The following is a 19,684-nucleotide window of genomic DNA, read 5'->3' as shown; positions in this document are numbered from 1 at the left end:
GTCGATCATCCCTGATCCTGTGCACATCCTTGCGCAGCAGTGATGGATCCAGAATAGGGCAGCCGCTCAAACGCTCATAGAGGCGATTGCGGGTGCGGCGTGTAAGCCTTTCGCTATTGCCGTGGTTTTTTCCCACTGCAATACGCTACACAACCCTTTCACAATCATCTCGACCTCCTGCTCATCGATAATCAGTGGCGGCAGCAGGCGAATGGTCTTGCCCCGTGTCACGTTGATCAACAAGCCCTGGTCCCGCGCCGCGATCAGCGCCAGGTCACGTACCGGCTGGCGCAGTTCGACACCGATCATCAGGCCTTGCCCACGTATTGCCAGGACCTGCGGGCAATCGCCCAGTTCAGCACGCAGCCGTGCCAGCAAACGCTCGCCCTGCTCCCGGGCATTCTCCACCAGGCCCTGTTCCTCGATGATATCGAGCACGGTGCAGGCGGCCCGACAGGCCAGCGGGTTGCCGCCGAAAGTGCTGCCATGGCTACCCGGGGTGAACAGTTCGGCGGCCTTGCCCCGCGCCAGGCAGGCGCCGATGGGAATGCCATTGCCCAAGCCCTTGGCCAGGGTCATCACGTCCGGAACGATGCCTTCGTGCTGGAAGGCGAACCACTGGCCGGTGCGGCCGATACCGGTCTGGATTTCGTCGAGCATCAGCAACCAGGAGCGCCGTTTGCACAGGTCGCGGACGGCTTTCAGGTAGCCCGGCGGCGGCAGTTGCACACCGCTTTCGCCCTGGATCGGCTCCATCAACACCGCACAGATCCGCTGACCGTGGCTGCGGGCGATGCTGTGCAGCAGCGCCAGGTCGCCATACGGCACCTTGATGAAGTCCCCCGGCAGCTCATGGAAACCCAAACGCACCGCCGGACCATCGCTGGCGGACAAGGTGCCCAGGGTGCGGCCGTGAAAGGCGTTTTCCATGACCACCACCAATGGCTTCTCAATACCTTTGTGCCAGGCATGCAGTCGCGCCAGTTTCAGCGCCGTTTCATTGGCCTCGGCGCCGGAGTTGTTGAAGAACACCCGATCCATGCCCGATAGCTGGGCCAGGCGTTGGGCCAGCTGTTGCTGCCAGTCGATGCTGTAGAGGTTGGAGGTGTGCAGCAGCAGGCCGGCCTGCTCGCGGATGGCACTCACCAGGCGCGGGTGGGAATGACCGACATTGGTCACCGCCACGCCGGCCACCGCATCCAGGTACTCGCGCCCTTCGCGGTCCCACAGGCGGGTGCCCAGCCCCTTGACGAAACCCAGGTCCAGCGGTTGATAGGTGGTCATCAGGCTAGCGGCGGTCATGGCGTCGAGCTCCAGGCATTGGGTGGTACTGGCAGTATCGTTAGCCACTTGAGCTGGATAAACTCCGTTGCACTTCAATCATTTTAAAGCTGAGATTGATAATGGATCTTTTCCAGGCAATGCGGGTGTACGTGACCGTGGTGGAGAGCGGCAGCATGACCGCCGCCGCCCTGGAGTGCGGCATCTCCACCACCATGGTCGGCAATCACCTGCGCTCACTGGAACAACGGCTCGGGGTCAGCCTGCTGAGCCGTACGACACGGCGCCAGCGTCTGACTGAATTCGGCTCGACCTACTATCAGCGTTGTCTTGAGGTGCTGGGGCTGGTGGCGGATTCCGAGCGCCTGGCGGAACAGGCCCAGGGCGAGCCGAGCGGTATCCTGCGGATCACCGCGCCGCTGACCTTCGGCTCCGAACGCCTGGCCCCGGCCCTGAGCGAATTCGTGCTGCGTTATCCGCGGATCAAGCTTGACGTGATGCTCAGCAACCAGCGCGAAGACCTGATCGACAGCGGCTTCGATGTGGCGATCCGCCTGGGGGTGCCCGAACCCTCGGCGCTGATTGCCCGCCCTCTGGAAAACTATGCGCTGACCGTCTGTGCATCGCCGTCGTATCTGAAACGGCGCGGGACACCGATCATCCCCCAGGATCTGCAACATCACGACTGCCTGGCCTTCGCCTACCCGGCCGGAGACGACTGGCGGACGGTGGAAAAACAATGGAGCCTGAGCGGGCCGGAGGGGGAAATCCTGGTGCCGGTCAGCGGCCCGATGACCATCAACAGTTCTTCAGCGTTGTATCAGGCGGCGCTTTGCGGCATGGGTATCGTGATGCTGCCGGATGCCTTGCTGCGCGACGATCTGCGCGAGGGACGACTGGTGCCGCTGCTGGGTACGTACAAACTGCCCAGCCGACCGATGAACCTGCTCTATGCGCAAGACCGCTACCGGCTGCCCAAGCTGCGCAGTTTCGTGGCGTTCGCGCTGGAGAAGTGGGGCCAGTCGTAAGGCTTGCCGGGACGGGCGAGCCTGCCCAGAATGCCTGCACCGGCAACGCAGCCCATGACCGATACAAGGATCAGTACAGCGCTATGTTCGAACACATCGACTTCAATTACCTGCTCACCACCTACGGCTATTGGGCGATCTTCATCGGTTGCCTGCTGGAAGGGGAAACCATCCTGATCCTCGGCGGGGTGGCGGCGCACCAGCAAGTCCTGCACCTGCCGCTGGTGATCTTCTGGGCCAGCCTCGGCGGGATGCTCGGCGACCAGGCGCTGTACTGGACCGGCCGTTACTTCGGCGCGCGCCTGCTACCGCGCCTGCATCGCCAGCAAGCCGCCATAGAACGGGTGACCGGACTGATTCAACGCCATCCGCTGACCTCGATCTTCGCCGTGCGCTTCCTGTACGGCATGCGCCTGGTGGGCCCCATGGTGATCGGCGCCAGCCGGCTGTCGCCGCTGCGCTTCAGCCTGATGAACCTGCTCGGGGCCGCGGTCTGGGCCACGCTCTTTGCCACGGCCGGCTATTGGGCCGGTGGGTTCCTCGAAAGCCTGCTGGGCAATCTCAAGCCCTATCGCCTGCCCATCGTGATCGGGGTCGTGGTCATCGTCGCGGGGATCGCCCTGGTGCGCCATCTGCGGGCCAGGGCGCGGCAACGCCAGAAGGTCTGAGCCGGGCTCAGACCCGGAACCGTCCGACCAATCCCTGCAACGAATTCGCCAGCCGCGACAGTTCGTGGCTGGCGGCGCTGGTCTGATCGGCCCCTGTCGCCGAGCGGATCGACAGGTCGCGAATGTTCACCAGATTACGGTCGACTTCCCGGGCGACCTGGGCCTGCTCTTCCGCCGCGCTGGCGATCACCAGGTTGCGCTCGTGGATTTCATGCACCGAGGCGGTGATCGTCACCAGCGCTTCGCCGGCCCGTTCGGCCAACGCCAGGGTGCTGGCGGCACGGGCGGTGCTGGTGTGCATCGATTCCAGGGCCAGGGTCGAGCCGCTGCGCATGCCGGACACCATCTGTTCGATCTCCTGGGTCGACTGCTGGGTGCGATGGGCCAGGGCCCGCACTTCATCGGCCACGACCGCAAAGCCGCGTCCGCTCTCGCCGGCACGGGCCGCTTCGATGGCGGCATTGAGTGCCAGCAGGTTGGTCTGCTCGGCAATCGCCCGAATCACTTCCAGTACCTTGCCGATGCCCTGGGACTGATCAGCCAGTGAACGCACCAACTCTCCGGTGCGCTCGACGTCCCCGGACAGGGCGCTGATGGCACCGACGGTTTCGCTCACCCGCTCCTGGCCGAGTCGCGCCGACTCGCTGGATTTACGGGTGGCATCGGAGGTGGACACCGCATTGCGCGCCACCTCCTCCACCGCCGTGGTCATTTCGTTGACCGCAGTGGCCGCCTGTTCGATTTCATGGTTCTGCTGTTGCAGGCCTTCCGTGCTGCCCTGGGTCACCGCACTTAGTTCGTCCGCCGCCGTGGCCAGCGTGGTCGCCGAACCGCTGATGCCCTGCAAGGTGTCGCGCAAAGTCTGCTGCATGGTGGCCAGGGCTTCGAGCAGCTGACTGACTTCATCGTTGCCATGGCTTTCGATACGCTGAGTCAGATCGCCGCGTGCGACGTTCTGCGCCGCGCTCAAGGCCTGTCCCAGGGGCTTGACGATGCTGCGCGTCAACAGCATCGCCAGGCCCACGGTAGCCAGGGCCGCCAGGACAATAAACAGAATAACGATCATCCGTGAGTCGCTGTAATGCGACTCGGACTTCTGGCTCTCGGCCGCCACCTGCTTGGTAAAGAGGTCGGCCAGATCGGTCAGTTGCTTGCCGGAACCGTCCACCACGGTCTTCATGTCCACCAGCAACAGCTTGCTCAGTTCGTCACGCCGGCCCTGCTCGGCCAGGGTGAAGGACTGGGCGATACCGGTACGGTAGGCAGCGAAGGTGGTCTTGAACTGGTCGTACAACGCCCGGGCCTCGGGTGTGGTGACCAATTTGTCGTAGGCGACGATCCGCTCGCTCAATTCCTTGTCACGCACGTCCATCTGGCCGCGGTACACCGCGATGTTCTTCGGGTCCTGGTCGAGGGCCATGCGCAGGGAGATGGTGCGGATCCGCAACATGATCTCGCGAATTTCGTCGCCCCCACGAATACTCGGCAGCCATTGGCTTTCAACGGCCACCTCGCCTTCGCGGATGTTCGACATCTGGCCCAGGGCGAACACCCCGAGCAAGGCCACCAGCAGGGCGATCAAGGCAAAACCCAACGCCGCGCGAGGTGCGATATTCAGTTGACGAAGAAACATGACGAGCGCCTTTTTTGTCATGGCCTGGGGTCGGTTAACCTCAGGCCTTAGCTCCAGAGTTGGCAGGCTATCGGCACGTTGTATGACAACTTGAAATAATTACCCGACAATTTCGCGCGTGCGAAAGAAGGACTCAAGGGGTTTTCTGTCCAGGCCCGGGAACGATATTGAGCTTGTAGATGATGCGCGTGTGGTAACCCGCCTGCAGGATCTTCGTGGCGCGCTGATTGATGTTGTCGGGCTTGGCCTCATCGGCCGAGACGCTGCGCAGTTGCGTGCGCTGGGTACGGCCTTCCCAGGTAGACACGCCCTGGTCCGGCGCGCAGGGCTGCGCGGCGAAACTGATCTTGCCATCATGGCTCACGCACTTATAGGCGTCGGCACTGAAAACCGAACTGGAAGCGCCAAGAAGGAGAACGAAGACCAGACCTCTGCCCATGCGTGTGCATCCCTGTACGTGATGGTCATCCACAGATAAAAGAAAACCCGCCGAAGCGGGTTTTCTTCAAAACATTCCGACATCCTGTCGGCGGCCTCCATGGCCTGGTTCGATCGTCCTTGATCCTGCACGCATCCTTGCGTAGCAGCGATAGGTACAGATTAAGCCCAGTCATGAAGGCTCAACAGAGGAGATCAGTGTCGCCGCATGTAAGCCTTTCGCCATACATGGATCCAATCCTCAGTGTGCGTAAGTCAGCAGCAACTCACTCGGCACCTTGAAGTCCAGCGACATCATCACGCTCAGGGCGGTGATGGTGAAGATCGAGAACACGAACAGCTTGCGGGCCCAGACCGTGTCATCCACGGCCTTGTAGCCGGTCCAGGCCATGTACAACCAGTACATGCCCATGGCCGCGGCCACGGCCAGGTAGCTCATGCCGGCATAACCGCTGAACGTCAGCATCAACGTCGCGCCGAGGAAGGCCAGGATGTAGAGCAGGATGTGCTTCTTGGCCACCAGGATCCCGCGCTTCACCGGCAACACCGGAATCGATGCGGCCAGGTAATCGTTGAAGCGGAAGATCGCGATCGCGTAGGAATGCGGCATCTGCCACAAACTGAACATCACCAGCAGCGTCAGGGCCGCCATGTCGAAGCTGTTGCTCACCGCCACGTAGCCGATCACCGGTGGCATCGCCCCCGACAGACTGCCGATCAGCGTGCCGTGAACCGACTTGCGCTTGAAGTACAGGCTGTAGAAGCCGACGTAGATGACAAAGCCGATCACCGCGAACAGCGCCGCCAACGGATTGGCGACGCGGTACAGCAAGGCCACGCCGGCGATCCCGAGGACGCTGGCGTAGATCAGCGCCAGTTTCAGGGAAATCAGCCCCTGGACCAGCACTCGGTTCTTGGTGCGCTCCATCTTCAGGTCGATGTCACGGTCGATGCAGTTGTTGAACACGCAACCGGACGCCACCACCAGCGAAGTACCGATCATGGCCGCCAGGAAGATGGCCAGATCGACATGCCCCTTCGAGGCCAGGAAGAAACCACCCGCCACAGAAAGCACGTTACCGAAAATGATCCCCGGTTTGGTGATTTGGATAAAGTGCTTGAGCGACATCGGGTTTACCTCACTTCGCCATCATGACGGCGTGGATGCTGAACATGATCCACAGCGACAGACCCACCAGCAGAACGATCACCAGTGCCGCGAAGATAAACGCCACTACGTTGTTACGCTGCGCCGCGGAACGGTCCAGGTGCAGGAAGTACACCAGGTGCACCAGCACCTGGATCACGGCGAAGACCAGAACGATCCACAGGGTGGCCGCCTTGGGCAGCGACGGGTACATCACCAGGCCGAACGGGATGATAGTCAGGATGATCGACAGGACAAAGCCGACCATGTAGGACTTCACGCTGCCGTGGTTGGCATCACTGGAATGCTGTGCATTAGCCATTTACAGAGTCCCCATCAGGTAAACAACGGTGAATACGCAGATCCACACGACGTCCAGGAAGTGCCAGAACAAGCTCAGGCAGCTCAGGCGGGTGATGTTGCTTGGCGTCAGGCCGTTTTTCCAGACCTGGTACATCATCACGGCCATCCAGATCAGGCCGCTGGTGACGTGGACACCGTGAGTCCCGACCAGGGTGAAGAACCCGGACAGGAAGCCACTGCGGTTAGGGCCGAAGCCTTCTTCGATCAGCTTGTGGAATTCGTTGATTTCCATGCCGATGAAGCCCAGGCCGAACAGGAAGGTGATCGCCAACCAGACCAGGACCTGACTTTTCTTGCCCTTGAACAACGCCAGCATGGCGAAGCCGTAGGTGATCGAACTGAGCAACAGGCAGGCGGTTTCACCCAGCACGTAAGGCAGTTCGAAGATGTCGTGGCCCGACGGGCCACCCGCTACGTTGTTAACCAGCACCGCGTACGCTGCGAAGATCGACGCAAACAGAATGCAGTCGGTCATCAGGTAGAGCCAGAAACCGAAGACGGTCATCTCGCTCGTATCGTGGTGGTGGTCATCGTGCCCATGGTCATGACCATGGGCGTGTCCAGCATTGGTCACTAAGTTCGACATGGTTTAAGCCTGTTCCAGCGAAGATTCAACACGGGTGGCAGGAGTCACTTTCGCTGCCGCCAGCACCTTGTGCTGCTCGGCTTCGATACGTTCGATGACGTCCACTGGCACCATGTAACCCTGATCATCACGCGAGATGTGGATGATGAAATAGATCACGGTACCGGCCAGGCCAGCGATGGCCATCCACCAGATGTGCCAGATCATCGCGAAACCGAACACGGTCAGCAGAGCACCCATGATCAGGCCAGTCGCGGTGTTGTTCGGCATGTGGATCGGCTGGTAGCGCTTGGGCACCGAGTACGCGGTACCGTCTTCCTTGGCTTCGGTGAAGGGGTCAACCACATCGGCTTTCGGCAGTTCGGCGAAGTTGTAGAACGGTGGTGGCGACGAGGTCGACCATTCCAGGGTGTGGCCGTTCCATGGGTCGCCGGTCACATCCATGTTCTGCTTGCGGTCACGCACGCTTACATAGATCTGGATCAATTGCGAAGCGATACCGAAGGCGATCAGAATGGCACCGAACAACGCTACGTACAGGTAAGGCACCCACTCAGGGTTGGTGCTGGAGTTCAGGCGACGGGTCATACCCATGAAGCCCAGGGCATAGAGCGGCATGAACGCGACGAAGAAGCCGGAGATCCAGAACCAGAACGCGGCCTTGCCCCAACCTTCGTGCAGCTTGAAGCCGAACGCTTTCGGGAACCAGAAGCTGAAGCCGGCGATGTAACCGAAGACCGCACCACCGATGATCACGTTGTGGAAGTGCGCGATCACGAACAGGCTGTTGTGCAGGACGAAGTCAGCGCCCGGGATGGCCAGCAGTACGCCGGTCATGCCGCCGATGGCGAAGGTCACCATGAAGCCCAGGGTCCAGAGAACCTGGCTGGTCATGCGCAGACGGCCACGGTAGATGGTGAACAGCCAGTTGAATAGCTTCACCCCCGTCGGGATCGAGATCAGCATGGTCGCCAGGCCGAAGAAGGCGTTGACGTTGGCACCCGAACCCATGGTGAAGAAGTGGTGCAGCCAAACCATGAAACCCAGCACCGAGATCGCGCCGCTGGCGTAGATCATCGAGTGGTGGCCAAACAGTTTCTTGCCGGAGAAGGTCGAGATGACTTCGGAGAAAACCCCGAACGCCGGCAGGATCAGGATGTACACCTCGGGGTGACCCCAGGCCCAGAACAGGTTGACGTACATCATCGGATTTCCACCCAGTTCATTGGTGAAAATGTGGAAATCCATGTAACGGTCAAGCGTCAGCAAAGCCAGTGTAGCGGTGAGGATCGGGAACGAAGCGACGATCAGCACGTTGGCCCAGGTGCAGGTCCAGGTGAAGATCGGCATGTCCATCAGCTTCATGCCAGGGGTACGCATTTTCAGCACGGTGGCCAGGAAGTTCACCCCGGTCAGCGTCGTACCCAGCCCTGATAGCTGTAGCGCCCAGATATAGTAATCCACCCCCACGCCCGGACTGTATTGCAGGCCCGACAGCGGCGGATAGGCAACCCAACCGGTCTTGGCGAATTCGCCGACACCCAGGGAAACGTTGATCAGCACCACGCCGGAAACCAGCAGCCAGAAGCTCAGGGAGTTCAGGAACGGGTAGGCCACGTCACGCGCACCGATCTGCAACGGCACGACAATGTTCATCAGGCCGGTGAAGAAAGGCATCGCCATGAAGATGATCATGATCACACCGTGGGCGGTGAAGATCTGGTCATAGTGGTGAGGCGGCAGGTAGCCCGGGGAACCCTCGGTGGCCATGGCCAGCTGGGTCCGCATCATGATGGCGTCGGAGAAACCGCGCAGCAGCATGACCATGGCCACGACTATGTACATGACACCGATTTTCTTGTGGTCAACCGAAGTCAGCCACTCGCTCCACAGGTAGGTCCACTTCTTGAAGTAAGTGATCGCCGCGAACAACGCCAGGCCACCGACGGCGATCATCGCCAGCGTGATCATGACAATCGGTTCGTGGAACGGGACCGCTTCCCAACTTAATTTACCAAACATCGTTTACTCCTCTGCCCCGGCAGCTGAATGCGAACTCATGTCCATTCCTTCCGTTGCGGCCACTTCTTTCTTCTCGTGCTCGACCGGCTTGCCTGCTTTCATACCTTCGTACTTGTCGACGATGGTCTGGAACAGGTTCGGCGTAACGGCGGAATAAAGCGCGACCGGGTTGTCCTGGCTTGGCTTGGAAAGGTCTGCGTATTCAGCTTGTTCAAGCTGTTTAGGTGCCTTCTTGACCTCAGCTACCCAGGCATCGAAATCCGCCTGGCTGGTTGCGGTCGCTTTGAATTTCATACCGGTGAAGCCGGCGCCGCTGTAGTTGGCGGAAATCCCTTCGTACTCATGATTCTCGTTGGAGATCAGGTGCAGCTTGGTCTGCATACCGGCCATGGCGTAGATCTGACCGCCCAGGCCCGGGATGAAGAACGAGTTCATCACGCTGTCGGAAGTGATCTTGAAGTTCACCGGTGTCTTGGCCGGGAAGACCAGCTTGTTGACGGTGGCAATGCCTTGTTCCGGGTAGATGAACAGCCATTTCCAGTCCAGCGCGACCACTTCGACGGTGATCGGCTTGACGTCGGATTCCAGCGGACGATAAGGGTCCAGGGCGTGGGTCGACTTGTAGGTGACGACACCCAGGAACAGGATGATGATCGCAGGAACGGCCCAGATCACGATTTCGATCTTGGTCGAGTGATTCCATTTCGGTGCGTAGGTGGCGTCCTTGTTCGACGCGCGGTATTTCCAGGCGAAGGCAAAGGTCATCAGGATGACCGGCACCACGACCAACAGCATCAGCAGCGTAGCGGTGATGATCAGGTTACGTTCGTCCAGGCCCACCTGACCCTTCGGGTCGAGCAAGGTCATGTTGCACCCTCCCAGCAACAACGTGCCGAGCAGTGGCAACAAGCCTAAGAATCTGGGATACCTTGTTTTACTCATCTCACGACCTCTAAAGCAGCTTGCGCAATGCAGTTGGGTTTCGATAGCCAACACTTCACCCTGCCAAGGGTTGGCAATTTTTTCCGATTGAATAAGGGCCTGTCCGTCGCACCAATCGCTGATCGGCGCCTCTGGAACGAGCGTGAGTTCTTATTCGATTTCGTGGGTCATAGGCCTTGTTACAGACCAATTCCATTTGGTGCGGATACTTGGAAAGGTTGCCAGCACCAGGGGTCGCATAGCGCCCTTGAGCCCTTCGACCGCCCTATTGCGCTCAGGCAGAGCGGCGCCGGACATTCAGTGCGGCGATTGTAGTTAGGTCGCGTTTTATAAACCACGTCTCATCCTGAAATATTTTTTATCAATTCACGCAACAATCATTAACCGTTTTTGCAACGATCCTGAATCGTATCGCTTTTCATTCTCAGCAAAAAGCCATGAACCGCTCTTTTGTTTGACAACTGATCCGCCCCGCAATCGCCCCGCCGAGAGCCTGAAAAGAGGCTCTGGCCCAAGCATGACGGGGTATTGCGCGGGTCTTCGAGGGGGGCTGGGACAAGCCCTGCACAAGAATGAAACACAGGGGGTGCCAGGGAACTTTTTCGAGGAAGACTGTCAATCAGAAGATGACATCGCGGTCAGAAACGACCGCTGCGACCGCTGCGACGTGACAATATGTCGCAGTTTTTTCAGCCCTTTTCTTGTCTGCCATCAAGGCACTTTTATCGCGGTTAGCGAACATAAAAACGCCCCGATCTTACATGAAAGACCGGGGCGTTTTTCAAGGATGAGTGGCGAGGATCGGCCCCAAGGGCCAAGCGCCGGAATCAGCGGTTTTTCTGGCGATTACGGTAGATACCCACCGGCACCAGCAACACTGTCAGTACGAAAGCCACCAGCGCCCACTGCGCCAGGGACAGGCCCAGCACCGGCGGGTACGGCGTTTCGCAGAACCCCTCGACCTGGAAACCCAACGGGAAGATCGACGCCAGGGGCAGGCCATCGACGATCGGTTGCAACACGTCGATACCGCAGCTCACCGCCGGGTTGGCCTGGATATAGACATGGCGGCCCGCCGCAATGATGCCGCCGACGGCACTCAGCCACACCAGCACTTCCAGCACCGTGAGACTGCGTCGGGTGCGCATGCCGGCGCCAATAAAGGCAAAGAGCGCAATGAACAGCAAGGCGTAGCGCTGCAGGATACACAACGGGCAAGGTAACTCGCCCAGCACCACCTGCATGTACAAGGCACCGCCGATCAAGGCGAGGCAGACCAGCCCCAGCAGGACCAGAAAACGCTTTTCCCGTCCCAGCCGCATCATTTCGTCAGTCATCCCGTTTCCCTTTGACTCGTTGTTGGATCGGCCGGAGGGCCGCGCAGCGTGCCGCGGCATCAAACCGAGGTTGTATCCCATGGGCCCACAGGTCGCAATCCAATCGCTTCAACCCGCTGAACATGCGTTGTCCGCAAGTCTACACGTTGACCATGACCTTTGAGCGTATTGAACAGCCCCCGCCAGCGTCTGCGGGAGTATGGGTAAACCACCACAAGATCGCCGACAACGCTCGGCGAATTAACGACAAGCCGATTAAACCGGGATTAACGCGCCAAAGGATTTTGCCCAGCCGCCGGATCCATCCTCCCGACAACCGTGGCCAACGGGCTGGCCACGGCGCTCTCGCGGGTTACTCCAAGGCCGCGGCCGGGCCGAAGAACTCATAGCGGCTCTGTTGCTCCGGCACTCCCAGGGCTTTCAAGTGACGCTTGATCGCGCCCATGAAGCCCTTGGGCCCGAGGAAATAGGCATCCAGGTCACGTTCCTGCGGCAACCACTCGCCCAACTGTTCCTGACTCAGCAGGCCGACCTTGTCCGCCGCCGGGCTGACGCCGTCATCCTCGGCATAACAATAGAAGCGCTTGAGTTGCGGATGACGCTCGGCCAGAGCATCGACCCAGTCACGGAAAGCATGCACCTGGCCGTTGCGCGCGCAGTGGATAAAATGCACTGGTCGCTCGCCCGCCAACGCGGCTTCGAGCATGGGCAGGGTCGGCGTGATCCCCACTCCACCACTGATCAATACCAACGGCTTGTCGCTGGCCGCCAGGGTGAACTCGCCGGCTGGCGGGAACAGCTCCAGGGTCGCGCCGATGGCCAGTTGGTCATGCAGATAGTTCGACACCCGCCCACCCGCTTCGCGCTTGACGCTGATCCGATACTGCCCGGCCTTCGCCAGCGCCGAGAGCGAGTAGTTGCGTCGGACCTCTTCGCCGTCGATCAGCAGCCTCATGCCGATGTACTGCCCGGGGGTGAACGCCAGGATCGGCTGACCGTCCACCGGTTCGAAATAGAACGAGGTGATTTCCAGGCTTTCCTCGACCTTGGCCGTCACCTTGAACAGCCGTGCACCGCGCCAGCCGCCGGGCGCCAGGGCCTTCTCGTCATAAATAGCGGTTTCGGCACCGATCAGGATATCGGCCAACTGGTTGTAGGCCGCGCCCCAGGCACTCATCACCTCGGGCGTGGCGATTTCCTCGCCGAGCACTTCGTGAATGGCCCGCAACAGGCAAGTGCCGACAATCGGGTAATGTTCCGGAAGGATCTGCAGCGCAACATGCTTGTTGATGATCTTGGCCACCAGGTCGCCCAACTGGTCAAGCTGGTCGATATGCCGGGCGTACATCAATACGCCATTGGCCAGGGCCCGGGGCTGATCGCCACTGGACTGGTGGGCCTGGTTGAACAGTGGACGCACCTGCGGGTACTCGGACAGCATCATCCGGTAGAAGTGAGTGATCAGCGCCTCGCCGCCACTTTCCAGCAGCGGCACAGTCGATTTGACGATGGCACGGTCTTGAACGCTCAGCATGGGTCAACTCCTGGGTATGAGGTTTTATCGGAATTAACCTTTACTCATCACACTTCATGCCAAGATTAAAATGCATATAAATCAATAAGTTAAAATAATATTAGTCATATAGACTACAAGAGCTTTATAGTCAATCCGACACCATAGGAGTCAATATGACTGCAAAGCTCCTGCTGACCACCCTACTTCCACTGGTATCGGATCTCTCACGGGAACTGCCCGAAAGCGAACGCTACCGGCGCCTGCTCGAAGCCATGCGCGCCCTGCTACCCTGCGACGCCGCCGCGCTGCTACGCCTTGATGGTGAGTGGCTGGTGCCACTGGCCGTCGATGGCCTGAGCCCCGACACCCTCGGTCGGCGCTTCAAGATCAGCGAGCATCCGCGCTTCCAGATCCTGCTCGGCAGCCATGGACCAACCCGCTTCGACAGCGACAGCGATCTGCCGGATCCTTACGACGGGCTGGTGGATGGCTTGACCGAGCACCTGGAGGTCCATGACTGCCTGGGCTGCCCACTGTTTATCGACGAACAACCCTGGGGTCTGCTGACCCTCGACGCCCTCGCCCCGGAGCGCTTCGAACGGATCGAACTCGACGCCCTGCAGGCTTTCGCCAGTCTGGCGGCGGCCACGGTCAACGCCGCCGAACGCATCGAGCGTCTGGCCTTGCGCGCCGAGGACGAGCACCAGCGCGCCGAGCTCTATCGCCAGGCCAACGGCGGGCAGAATCGCGAAATGATCGGCCAGAGCAAAACCCACAAACGCCTGGTGGAAGAGATCAAACTCGTCGGCGGCAGCGATCTGACAGTGCTGATCACCGGTGAAACCGGGGTCGGCAAGGAACTGGTGGCCCAGGCGATCCATGCGGCTTCCCCGCGTGCGGAAAAACCCATCATCAGCCTCAATTGCGCGGCCCTGCCGGACACCCTGGTGGAAAGCGAGCTGTTCGGTCATGTGCGCGGTGCCTTTACCGGAGCCGTGAACGATCGCCGCGGCAAGTTCGAACTGGCCAATGGCGGCACGCTGTTTCTCGATGAGGTCGGCGAGCTGTCGCTGAGCGTCCAGGCCAAGTTGTTACGGGTGCTGCAAAGCGGCCAGCTACAAAGACTGGGCTCGGACCGCGAGCATCAGGTGGATGTACGACTGATCGCCGCCACCAACCGCGACCTGGCCGAAGAAGTGCGCAGCGGGCGCTATCGGGCCGACTTCTACCACCGCCTGAGTGTCTATCCGCTGCACGTGCCGGCCCTGCGCGAGCGCGGTCGCGATGTATTGCTATTAAGCGGTTTTTTTCTGGAACAGAACCGCTCGCGCATGGGCCTGGGCAGCTTACGCCTGAGCGCCGATGCCCAGGCGGCGCTGCTGGCGTACAACTGGCCGGGCAACGTCCGCGAGCTGGAGCACCTGATCGGGCGTAGCGCCTTGAAGGCCTTGGGCAATTGCCGGGAACGACCGAAGATCCTCAGCCTGAGCGCGGCCGATCTGGGCTTGCCGACGGCTGTCGCGCCAGCCCCGGCAGCACAACCCCCGGCCCCGCCGGAATTTGAAAGCGACGTTGATCTGCGCCAGGCCACGGAAAATTACCAGCGGCAACTGATCAGCGCCTGCCTGGAGCGCCACCAGCACAATTGGGCGAGCGCCGCACGAGAACTGGGCCTGGACCGAGCCAACCTGGGACGGATGGCCAAACGACTCGGCTTGAAGTAAGCCCTTAGCAGGGAGTTGTGTATTACACCTAAAGACAGCCCCGCTCGGGTCGATAACCCATTATCGATAGCCGTTCAGGGTTAATCTGTCCTGAACCACCTTTTTCCACAGAAGGTTTCTATGTCTTCCAACAAAGCCCGCGCAGACTCGCTGTCACTTCTGCTTTTTACCTTGCGCAGCGGCAAGCTGATGGCAATCAACCTGCTGAAAGTCAGTGAAATCATTCCCTGCCCGCCGCTGACCAAGCTGCCGGAGTCCCATCCCCACGTCAAAGGTATCGCCACCCTGCGCGGCGCCTCGCTGTCGGTGATCGACCTGAGCCGCGCCCTCGGCGAACGCCCGTTGGTGGACCCGGATGGCGGCTGCCTGATCGTCACCGATATCAGCCGCTCGAAACAGGGCCTGCATGTCCAGGCCGTGAGCAAGATCGTCCATTGCCTGACCACCGATATCCGCCCGCCGCCCTACGGTTCCGGCGGACCCAAGGCCTTTATCACCGGGGTGACCCAGGTCGATGGCACGCTGGTCCAGGTGCTGGATATCGAAAAGGTCATCCACGGCATCTCACCGACGCAAATCGAAGTCACGCCCAGCGAATTGACCATGGAAGAAGCGGAAATCCTCGGCCATGCGCGCATTCTGGTGGTCGACGACAGCCAGGTGGCCCTGCAGCAATCGGTGCTCACCTTGCGCACCCTTGGCCTGACCTGCCACACCGCCCGCAGCGCCAAGGAGGCCATCGGTTGCCTGCTCGACCTGCAAGGCACCGCCGAGCAGATCAACGTGGTGGTCTCGGACATCGAGATGTCCGAGATGGACGGCTACGCCTTCACCCGCACGATCCGTGAAACCCCGGATTTCCAGGACCTCTATATCCTCCTGCACACCTCCCTGGACAGCGCCATGAACAGCGAGAAGGCGCGACTGGCCGGGGCCAATGCGGTGCTGACCAAGTTTTCCTCGCCGGAACTGACCCGGTGCCTGATCCAGGCCGCCCGGACCGTCACGGAGCAAGGGATCTAAATGCCCGACCGTCACTGCCAGTTGTTGCGCAAGGACCTCGATGACTTGCTGGATATCCCCCAGTGGCCGGCCGGCATCCGCGTGGGCGTGTTGCGAGCCGAGCTGATGGAGCCGGTGCATGCCTTGCTCAAACTGGGTTACCTGAATGGCGGTGGCAGTGTCGAGGACTTCACCCAATGGCGCCAACGTTTCACGGCCGATGCTGAGTTCGACCCCTCGCTGTGCCTGATTGCCCTCGACGAGCACGGCGTGGCGGGTGTCGCCCTGTGCTGGACCAGCGCCTATATCAAGGACCTGGTAGTGCATCCGCGCCGACGCGCCCAAGGCCTGGGCCTGGCCTTGTTGCGCCAGGCCTTCAAGGTGTTCGCCTCACGCGGCGAAGCCTTTGTCGACCTCAAGGTCATGGAAAACAACCTCACCGCCAGGCAGCTGTACGAGCGCGCCGGCATGCGTTTTATCGAACGCTATGAAGTCAGCCCGGCTCAGGCATAATCCCCCTTCCCCGCCGCCCTTGAAGGAGACCTGTCATGAAAGCCTTCACCCTGCTCTTCATCAGCCTCGTCACCCTGGCCAGCCAGGCCCAGGCCGCCAGCCCCGACGCCTGGGCGAACTACCACAAGGCCGTGGTTGCCGGTTGCACCAAGGTCAGCAAACTGAAAAGCGTTAAGCCCGTGGGCAACCCCGCGCAATTCGACGACAAGGTCGGTTACACCGCCTTGCTGCTGCACGGTCGCTATCCGCAGGCACATATGAAGAACCAGCCGGGTACCGAATTGTGCCTGTACAACAAGAAGAGCAAGACCGCTGTGGTCACCGAATGGGATTCGGTCATGCCCGCCCGCAGCAACTGAGCGGCTGGCGCATAACTTGCTTTGACCGAAGCTCGCACGGCGAAACAAAACGGAATTACGTCACCGTCCCAGCCCTTGTCTTTCGGTCGGCCCACTCATGAGTACCCATTTTTCCTGCGTCGGTTGTGGCAAATGCTGCACCGATCATCATGTGCCCCTGACACTGGCCGAAGCCCGGCAATGGGCGGCGGACGGCGGCCAGGTGATCGTCCTGGTCGAGGCCTTTCTGGCGGATGGCCTGGGCCAGCCGGAACAGCAGCGCGATCACGTGCTGCGCCGCTCCTGGGGCGTGCCCAGCGGTCACACCGAAGCCCGCGTCGCCATCACCTTTGCCGCCTACAACGTCGGCCCCTGCCGGAATCTTGACGAAGACCTGCTCTGCCGGATCTACCAACGGCGGCCGCTGGTGTGCCGGATCTATCCGATGGAAATCAATCCGCATATCCCGCTGCGCCCCGAGGCCAAGGATTGCCCGCCGCAGGCCTGGGAGGACACGCAGCCGCTGTTTATCGTCGGCGGGCAGTTGCAGGACCTGGAACTGGTCCGCTTGATCGAGGCCTCGCGCCAGGCCGATCGTGACGATATCCAGGCCAAGGAACTGATCTGCGCACGGCTGGGGATTCATACCACGGCGCTCAAGGGCGACGGCTTCACCGCCTACCTGCCGCAGATGTCGGCGTTCGCGGAGGCGATTGACCAGGTGCAGCAACTGACGCAGTGGCCGGCGCCGAGCGAGTGGAGCTTTCACGTCTCCGGACCAGCCATCGCCGGGCCGTTGCAGGCGGCGGGGGCTCGGGTGGTGAGCGAAGCGGCGACCACCTATGCCTTTATCCCCTTGCAGGCGGCCTGACCCCGGATAAAGATCCGCCTGGAGAAACACGGACCTGTAGGAGCCGGCTTGCTGGCGATGGCGGCCGATCAGGCGATGCAAGGCTCACGGGCCTCATCGCCAGCAAGCCGGCTCCTACAAGGGATCGCGTTGACCCTGCCTGTCAACAGCGCTTGCGCCAGAACTCCTGGGCCAGTGAGCGCAGGTCGTCCGCCAGCCCCGCGACATCCCCCGAACTGAGATGACTCTGCTGACCGACGTTGACCAGCGCCTCGCAGGCATTGCGGATGCTGACGATATTGCGGTTGATATCCTCGCTGACGCTGCTCTGCTCCTCCACCGCCGAAGCGATCTGCTGGCTCATCGCGGTAATCCGGCTGACCCGCTGGCTGATCCCGGCCAGGGCATCGGCCGCCTGCTGGACCTGCTGCACACTGTCTTCGGCCTGCTGGCTGCTGTGCTGCATCACCTCGACCGCGTTGCGCGCACCCTCCTGCAGATTGCTGATCATGCGCTGGATTTCGTTGGTCGACTGCTGCGTACGCTGGGCCAGCCCGCGCACTTCGTCGGCCACCACCGCGAAGCCTCGGCCCTGCTCCCCGGCGCGGGCGGCTTCGATGGCGGCATTGAGCGCCAGCAAGTTGGTCTGGTCGGCAATCGCGCGGATCACTTCCAACACCGTGGAGATCTCGGTGCTGTGGCTTTCCAGGTGCAGGATCACCTCCGTGGCCCGCGCCAGTTCGTTGGCCAGGCGCAGCACCGCACTGCGGCTTTCCCCCACCAGTTGATGACCTGCACAGGTTTCGTTGCCCACCTGGTCGGCCACTTCCGAGGCCTGCTGAGCATTGCTGGCGACCTGGGCCACACTGGCGCTCATCTGCTGGATGGCCGCCGCCACCTGGTCGGTTTCGGCCTGCTGGTCGAGGGTGCTGTCGTGACTGCTGTGAAGATGCCGGGCCAACGCCTGGGCATGCCCGGACAGGCGCAGCGAGGCATCGCCGATGCGCCCCACCACCGCACCGACCTGGGCCTCGAGCATGTTCAAGGCAAAACCGATCTGGCCGAACTCGTCGCTCCGACCGGTGTAGATCGCCTGACTCAAGGGATTGTCAGCGATCTCCCGGGCCCGCGCCGTAAGCCCGGAAAACGGGCGCAAGGAGCAATGGGTCAGCACACCGACCAGCACGCTCCCCAGGACCCAGAGTCCCAACTCAACCTCCAGCGATTGCCCGCCAACCCCATGCCCCAGCGCCAGGACAAGCGCAAGCGCGGCGCTGACCTGCGCCCAGAGCCGGGTCTGCAAGCGCAGCCCGGGCAGGCGCTGACGCCAGGGCAAACGGCCGTTGCGCAACCAACCGTACCAGCGTTCGGCGGCCTCGACCTGCGCGGCATCGGGCCGGGTCCGCACCGACTGGTACTCCACGGTCTGGCCGTCGCGAGTCACCGGCGTGGCGTAGGCGCTGACCCAGTAGTGATCGCCATTCTTGCAGCGATTCTTCACCAGCCCCATCCACGAGTGCCCGTCCTTGAGGGTCTGCCACATATGCGCGAATGCCTCGGCGGGCATGTCTGGATGCCGCAACAGGTTATGTGGCGAACCGAGCAGCTCCTCACGGCTGTAGCCGCTGATCCTGATGAAGTCAGGATTGGCGTAGGTAATCGTGCTGTCCAGATCGGTAGTCGAAAGGATGTTGGCGTCAAAGGCGACGTCTAGATTTCGCCCGGTAATCGGGAGATTGATCTTCATGGAAAACGCGCTCGAAAGTGGGAGGAGTCGACAGGACGTCGACTCTAAGCGCGCGAAAAAGCCAGACACTGATCCAGCTCATGATCCTGGCATTTAGCCATGTTCATGACAAATCAAAGACGTTCACTGTTTTTTTTGGCGCCAACCCGTCGGCGACGAGGCCCCTGAACCTGGCGCGGCATTGACGCTCGCCATCGCCGGCAAGCCAACTCCCACGCGAAGCTCAGCGTTTGCCCATGGATCGACGCGTACCATTGGGCGCGCGGCCCGGTCTCTCGTGATGGCCGTCCTTGCCACCTTTCTGGTACCAGGTCTGGCCGGCCTTTTTCGCCGCGGCAAATTCAGCAGGGTTGAACGGAAAGCTGAAGGCCGGGACGGCGGGCTTTTCGCTGACCGCAAGCTCGGCCTCGACCACAGGCTCTTCACCCGGGTTGGCGGAAACGGACGGTTGTTCAGGGGCAGTCATGGAAGCTCCGAAAAGGCGGGACGGATCAGGTCGAACCGAAAGACCGCAGTATACCTGCGAGCGCCCTGCCCGCGCCGCCGCCA

General features: G+C 61.1%; 19 protein-coding genes and 1 pseudogene. 7 read left to right on the top strand and 13 right to left on the bottom strand.

Annotation, left to right across the window (positions count from 1 at the left end; genetic code table 11):
* Window positions 1-66 precede the first annotated feature (66 nt).
* Window positions 67-1,302, bottom strand: coding sequence for an acetylornithine transaminase (locus AC07T0_RS08150; RefSeq protein ID WP_495000793.1), 1,236 nt, complete (start codon window positions 1,300-1,302; stop codon window positions 67-69).
* A gap of 101 nt (window positions 1,303-1,403) precedes the next feature.
* On the opposite strand from AC07T0_RS08150, the gene AC07T0_RS08145 reads away from it, so the two are divergent.
* Together AC07T0_RS08145 and AC07T0_RS08140 are read left to right on the top strand one after the other, a co-directional pair.
* Window positions 1,404-2,309 carry a LysR family transcriptional regulator gene (locus AC07T0_RS08145; RefSeq protein ID WP_495000671.1) on the top strand — a complete coding sequence of 302 codons (906 nt, stop codon included), beginning with the start codon at window positions 1,404-1,406 and terminating at the stop codon, window positions 2,307-2,309.
* A gap of 83 nt (window positions 2,310-2,392) precedes the next feature.
* Window positions 2,393-2,977, top strand: a complete 585-nt coding sequence (locus AC07T0_RS08140; RefSeq protein WP_495000670.1) for a DedA family protein — start codon at window positions 2,393-2,395, stop codon at window positions 2,975-2,977.
* Between the two features lie 7 nt (window positions 2,978-2,984).
* On the opposite strand, the gene AC07T0_RS08135 is transcribed toward AC07T0_RS08140, so the two are convergent.
* The 9 genes from AC07T0_RS08135 to hmpA all read right to left on the bottom strand — a co-directional run bounded on the left by AC07T0_RS08135 (window position 2,985) and on the right by hmpA (window position 12,979).
* On the bottom strand, window positions 2,985-4,610 hold the full coding sequence (locus tag AC07T0_RS08135) for a methyl-accepting chemotaxis protein (RefSeq protein WP_495000669.1): 1,626 nt from the start codon (window positions 4,608-4,610) through the stop codon (window positions 2,985-2,987).
* A gap of 133 nt (window positions 4,611-4,743) precedes the next feature.
* Entirely contained in the window at window positions 4,744-5,049 is a 306-nt protein-coding gene (locus AC07T0_RS08130) for a DUF4124 domain-containing protein (RefSeq protein WP_495000668.1), read from the bottom strand.
* Between the two features lie 240 nt (window positions 5,050-5,289).
* Window positions 5,290-6,177 carry a heme o synthase gene (gene cyoE / locus AC07T0_RS08125; RefSeq protein WP_495000667.1) on the bottom strand — a complete coding sequence of 296 codons (888 nt, stop codon included), beginning with the start codon at window positions 6,175-6,177 and terminating at the stop codon, window positions 5,290-5,292.
* Between the two features lie 10 nt (window positions 6,178-6,187).
* Complete coding sequence (gene cyoD / locus AC07T0_RS08120; RefSeq protein ID WP_121134586.1) at window positions 6,188-6,517, bottom strand: cytochrome o ubiquinol oxidase subunit IV; 330 nt, start codon at window positions 6,515-6,517, stop codon at window positions 6,188-6,190.
* Entirely contained in the window at window positions 6,518-7,144 is a 627-nt protein-coding gene (gene cyoC, locus AC07T0_RS08115) for a cytochrome o ubiquinol oxidase subunit III (protein WP_121134588.1), read from the bottom strand.
* A 3-nt stretch (window positions 7,145-7,147) separates the two neighbouring features.
* Window positions 7,148-9,166, bottom strand: a complete 2,019-nt coding sequence (gene cyoB / locus AC07T0_RS08110) for a cytochrome o ubiquinol oxidase subunit I (RefSeq protein ID WP_495000666.1) — start codon at window positions 9,164-9,166, stop codon at window positions 7,148-7,150.
* 3 nt (window positions 9,167-9,169) lie between these two features.
* Entirely contained in the window at window positions 9,170-10,108 is a 939-nt protein-coding gene (gene cyoA / locus AC07T0_RS08105; protein WP_495000665.1) for a ubiquinol oxidase subunit II, read from the bottom strand.
* An 827-nt stretch (window positions 10,109-10,935) separates the two neighbouring features.
* Window positions 10,936-11,445 (bottom strand): disulfide bond formation protein B, encoded by a 510-nt coding sequence (locus tag AC07T0_RS08100; protein ID WP_495000664.1) that lies wholly within the window; start codon window positions 11,443-11,445, stop codon window positions 10,936-10,938.
* 352 nt (window positions 11,446-11,797) lie between these two features.
* The gene (hmpA, locus tag AC07T0_RS08095; protein ID WP_495000663.1) at window positions 11,798-12,979 is read right to left on the bottom strand and encodes an NO-inducible flavohemoprotein; all 1,182 of its coding nucleotides are present in this window, start codon (window positions 12,977-12,979) and stop codon (window positions 11,798-11,800) included.
* A gap of 155 nt (window positions 12,980-13,134) precedes the next feature.
* Here hmpA and norR point away from each other — a divergent pair, with 155 nt between their 5' ends.
* The 5 genes from norR (at window position 13,135) to AC07T0_RS08070 (ending at window position 17,409) form a co-directional block, all read left to right on the top strand.
* Window positions 13,135-14,685, top strand: coding sequence for a nitric oxide reductase transcriptional regulator NorR (gene norR / locus AC07T0_RS08090; RefSeq protein ID WP_495000662.1), 1,551 nt, complete (start codon window positions 13,135-13,137; stop codon window positions 14,683-14,685).
* Window positions 14,686-14,805: 120 nt separating this feature from the next.
* Window positions 14,806-15,708, top strand: a complete 903-nt coding sequence (locus AC07T0_RS08085) for a chemotaxis protein CheV (RefSeq protein WP_495000661.1) — start codon at window positions 14,806-14,808, stop codon at window positions 15,706-15,708.
* On the top strand, window positions 15,709-16,200 hold the full coding sequence (locus AC07T0_RS08080) for a GNAT family N-acetyltransferase (RefSeq protein ID WP_495000660.1): 492 nt from the start codon (window positions 15,709-15,711) through the stop codon (window positions 16,198-16,200).
* A 35-nt stretch (window positions 16,201-16,235) separates the two neighbouring features.
* Window positions 16,236-16,559 carry a hypothetical protein gene (locus AC07T0_RS08075; protein WP_495000659.1) on the top strand — a complete coding sequence of 108 codons (324 nt, stop codon included), beginning with the start codon at window positions 16,236-16,238 and terminating at the stop codon, window positions 16,557-16,559.
* Between the two features lie 97 nt (window positions 16,560-16,656).
* Window positions 16,657-17,409, top strand: a complete 753-nt coding sequence (locus AC07T0_RS08070; RefSeq protein WP_495000658.1) for a YkgJ family cysteine cluster protein — start codon at window positions 16,657-16,659, stop codon at window positions 17,407-17,409.
* A 142-nt stretch (window positions 17,410-17,551) separates the two neighbouring features.
* On the opposite strand, the gene AC07T0_RS08065 is transcribed toward AC07T0_RS08070, so the two are convergent.
* The 3 genes and pseudogenes from AC07T0_RS08065 to AC07T0_RS08055 all read right to left on the bottom strand — a co-directional run bounded on the left by AC07T0_RS08065 (window position 17,552) and on the right by AC07T0_RS08055 (window position 19,601).
* Window positions 17,552-18,583 (bottom strand): methyl-accepting chemotaxis protein, encoded by a 1,032-nt coding sequence (locus AC07T0_RS08065; RefSeq protein ID WP_495000792.1) that lies wholly within the window; start codon window positions 18,581-18,583, stop codon window positions 17,552-17,554.
* A gap of 270 nt (window positions 18,584-18,853) precedes the next feature.
* Window positions 18,854-19,135: pseudogene (locus tag AC07T0_RS08060) on the bottom strand (PAS domain-containing protein); the annotation flags it as partial.
* 223 nt (window positions 19,136-19,358) lie between these two features.
* Window positions 19,359-19,601 carry a hypothetical protein gene (locus AC07T0_RS08055; protein WP_495000657.1) on the bottom strand — a complete coding sequence of 81 codons (243 nt, stop codon included), beginning with the start codon at window positions 19,599-19,601 and terminating at the stop codon, window positions 19,359-19,361.
* Window positions 19,602-19,684 lie beyond the last annotated feature (83 nt).

This window comes from Pseudomonas sp. GW821-FHT04D07 (assembly GCF_059420225.1).
This window is presented reverse-complemented; position numbering and strand designations above follow the sequence as displayed.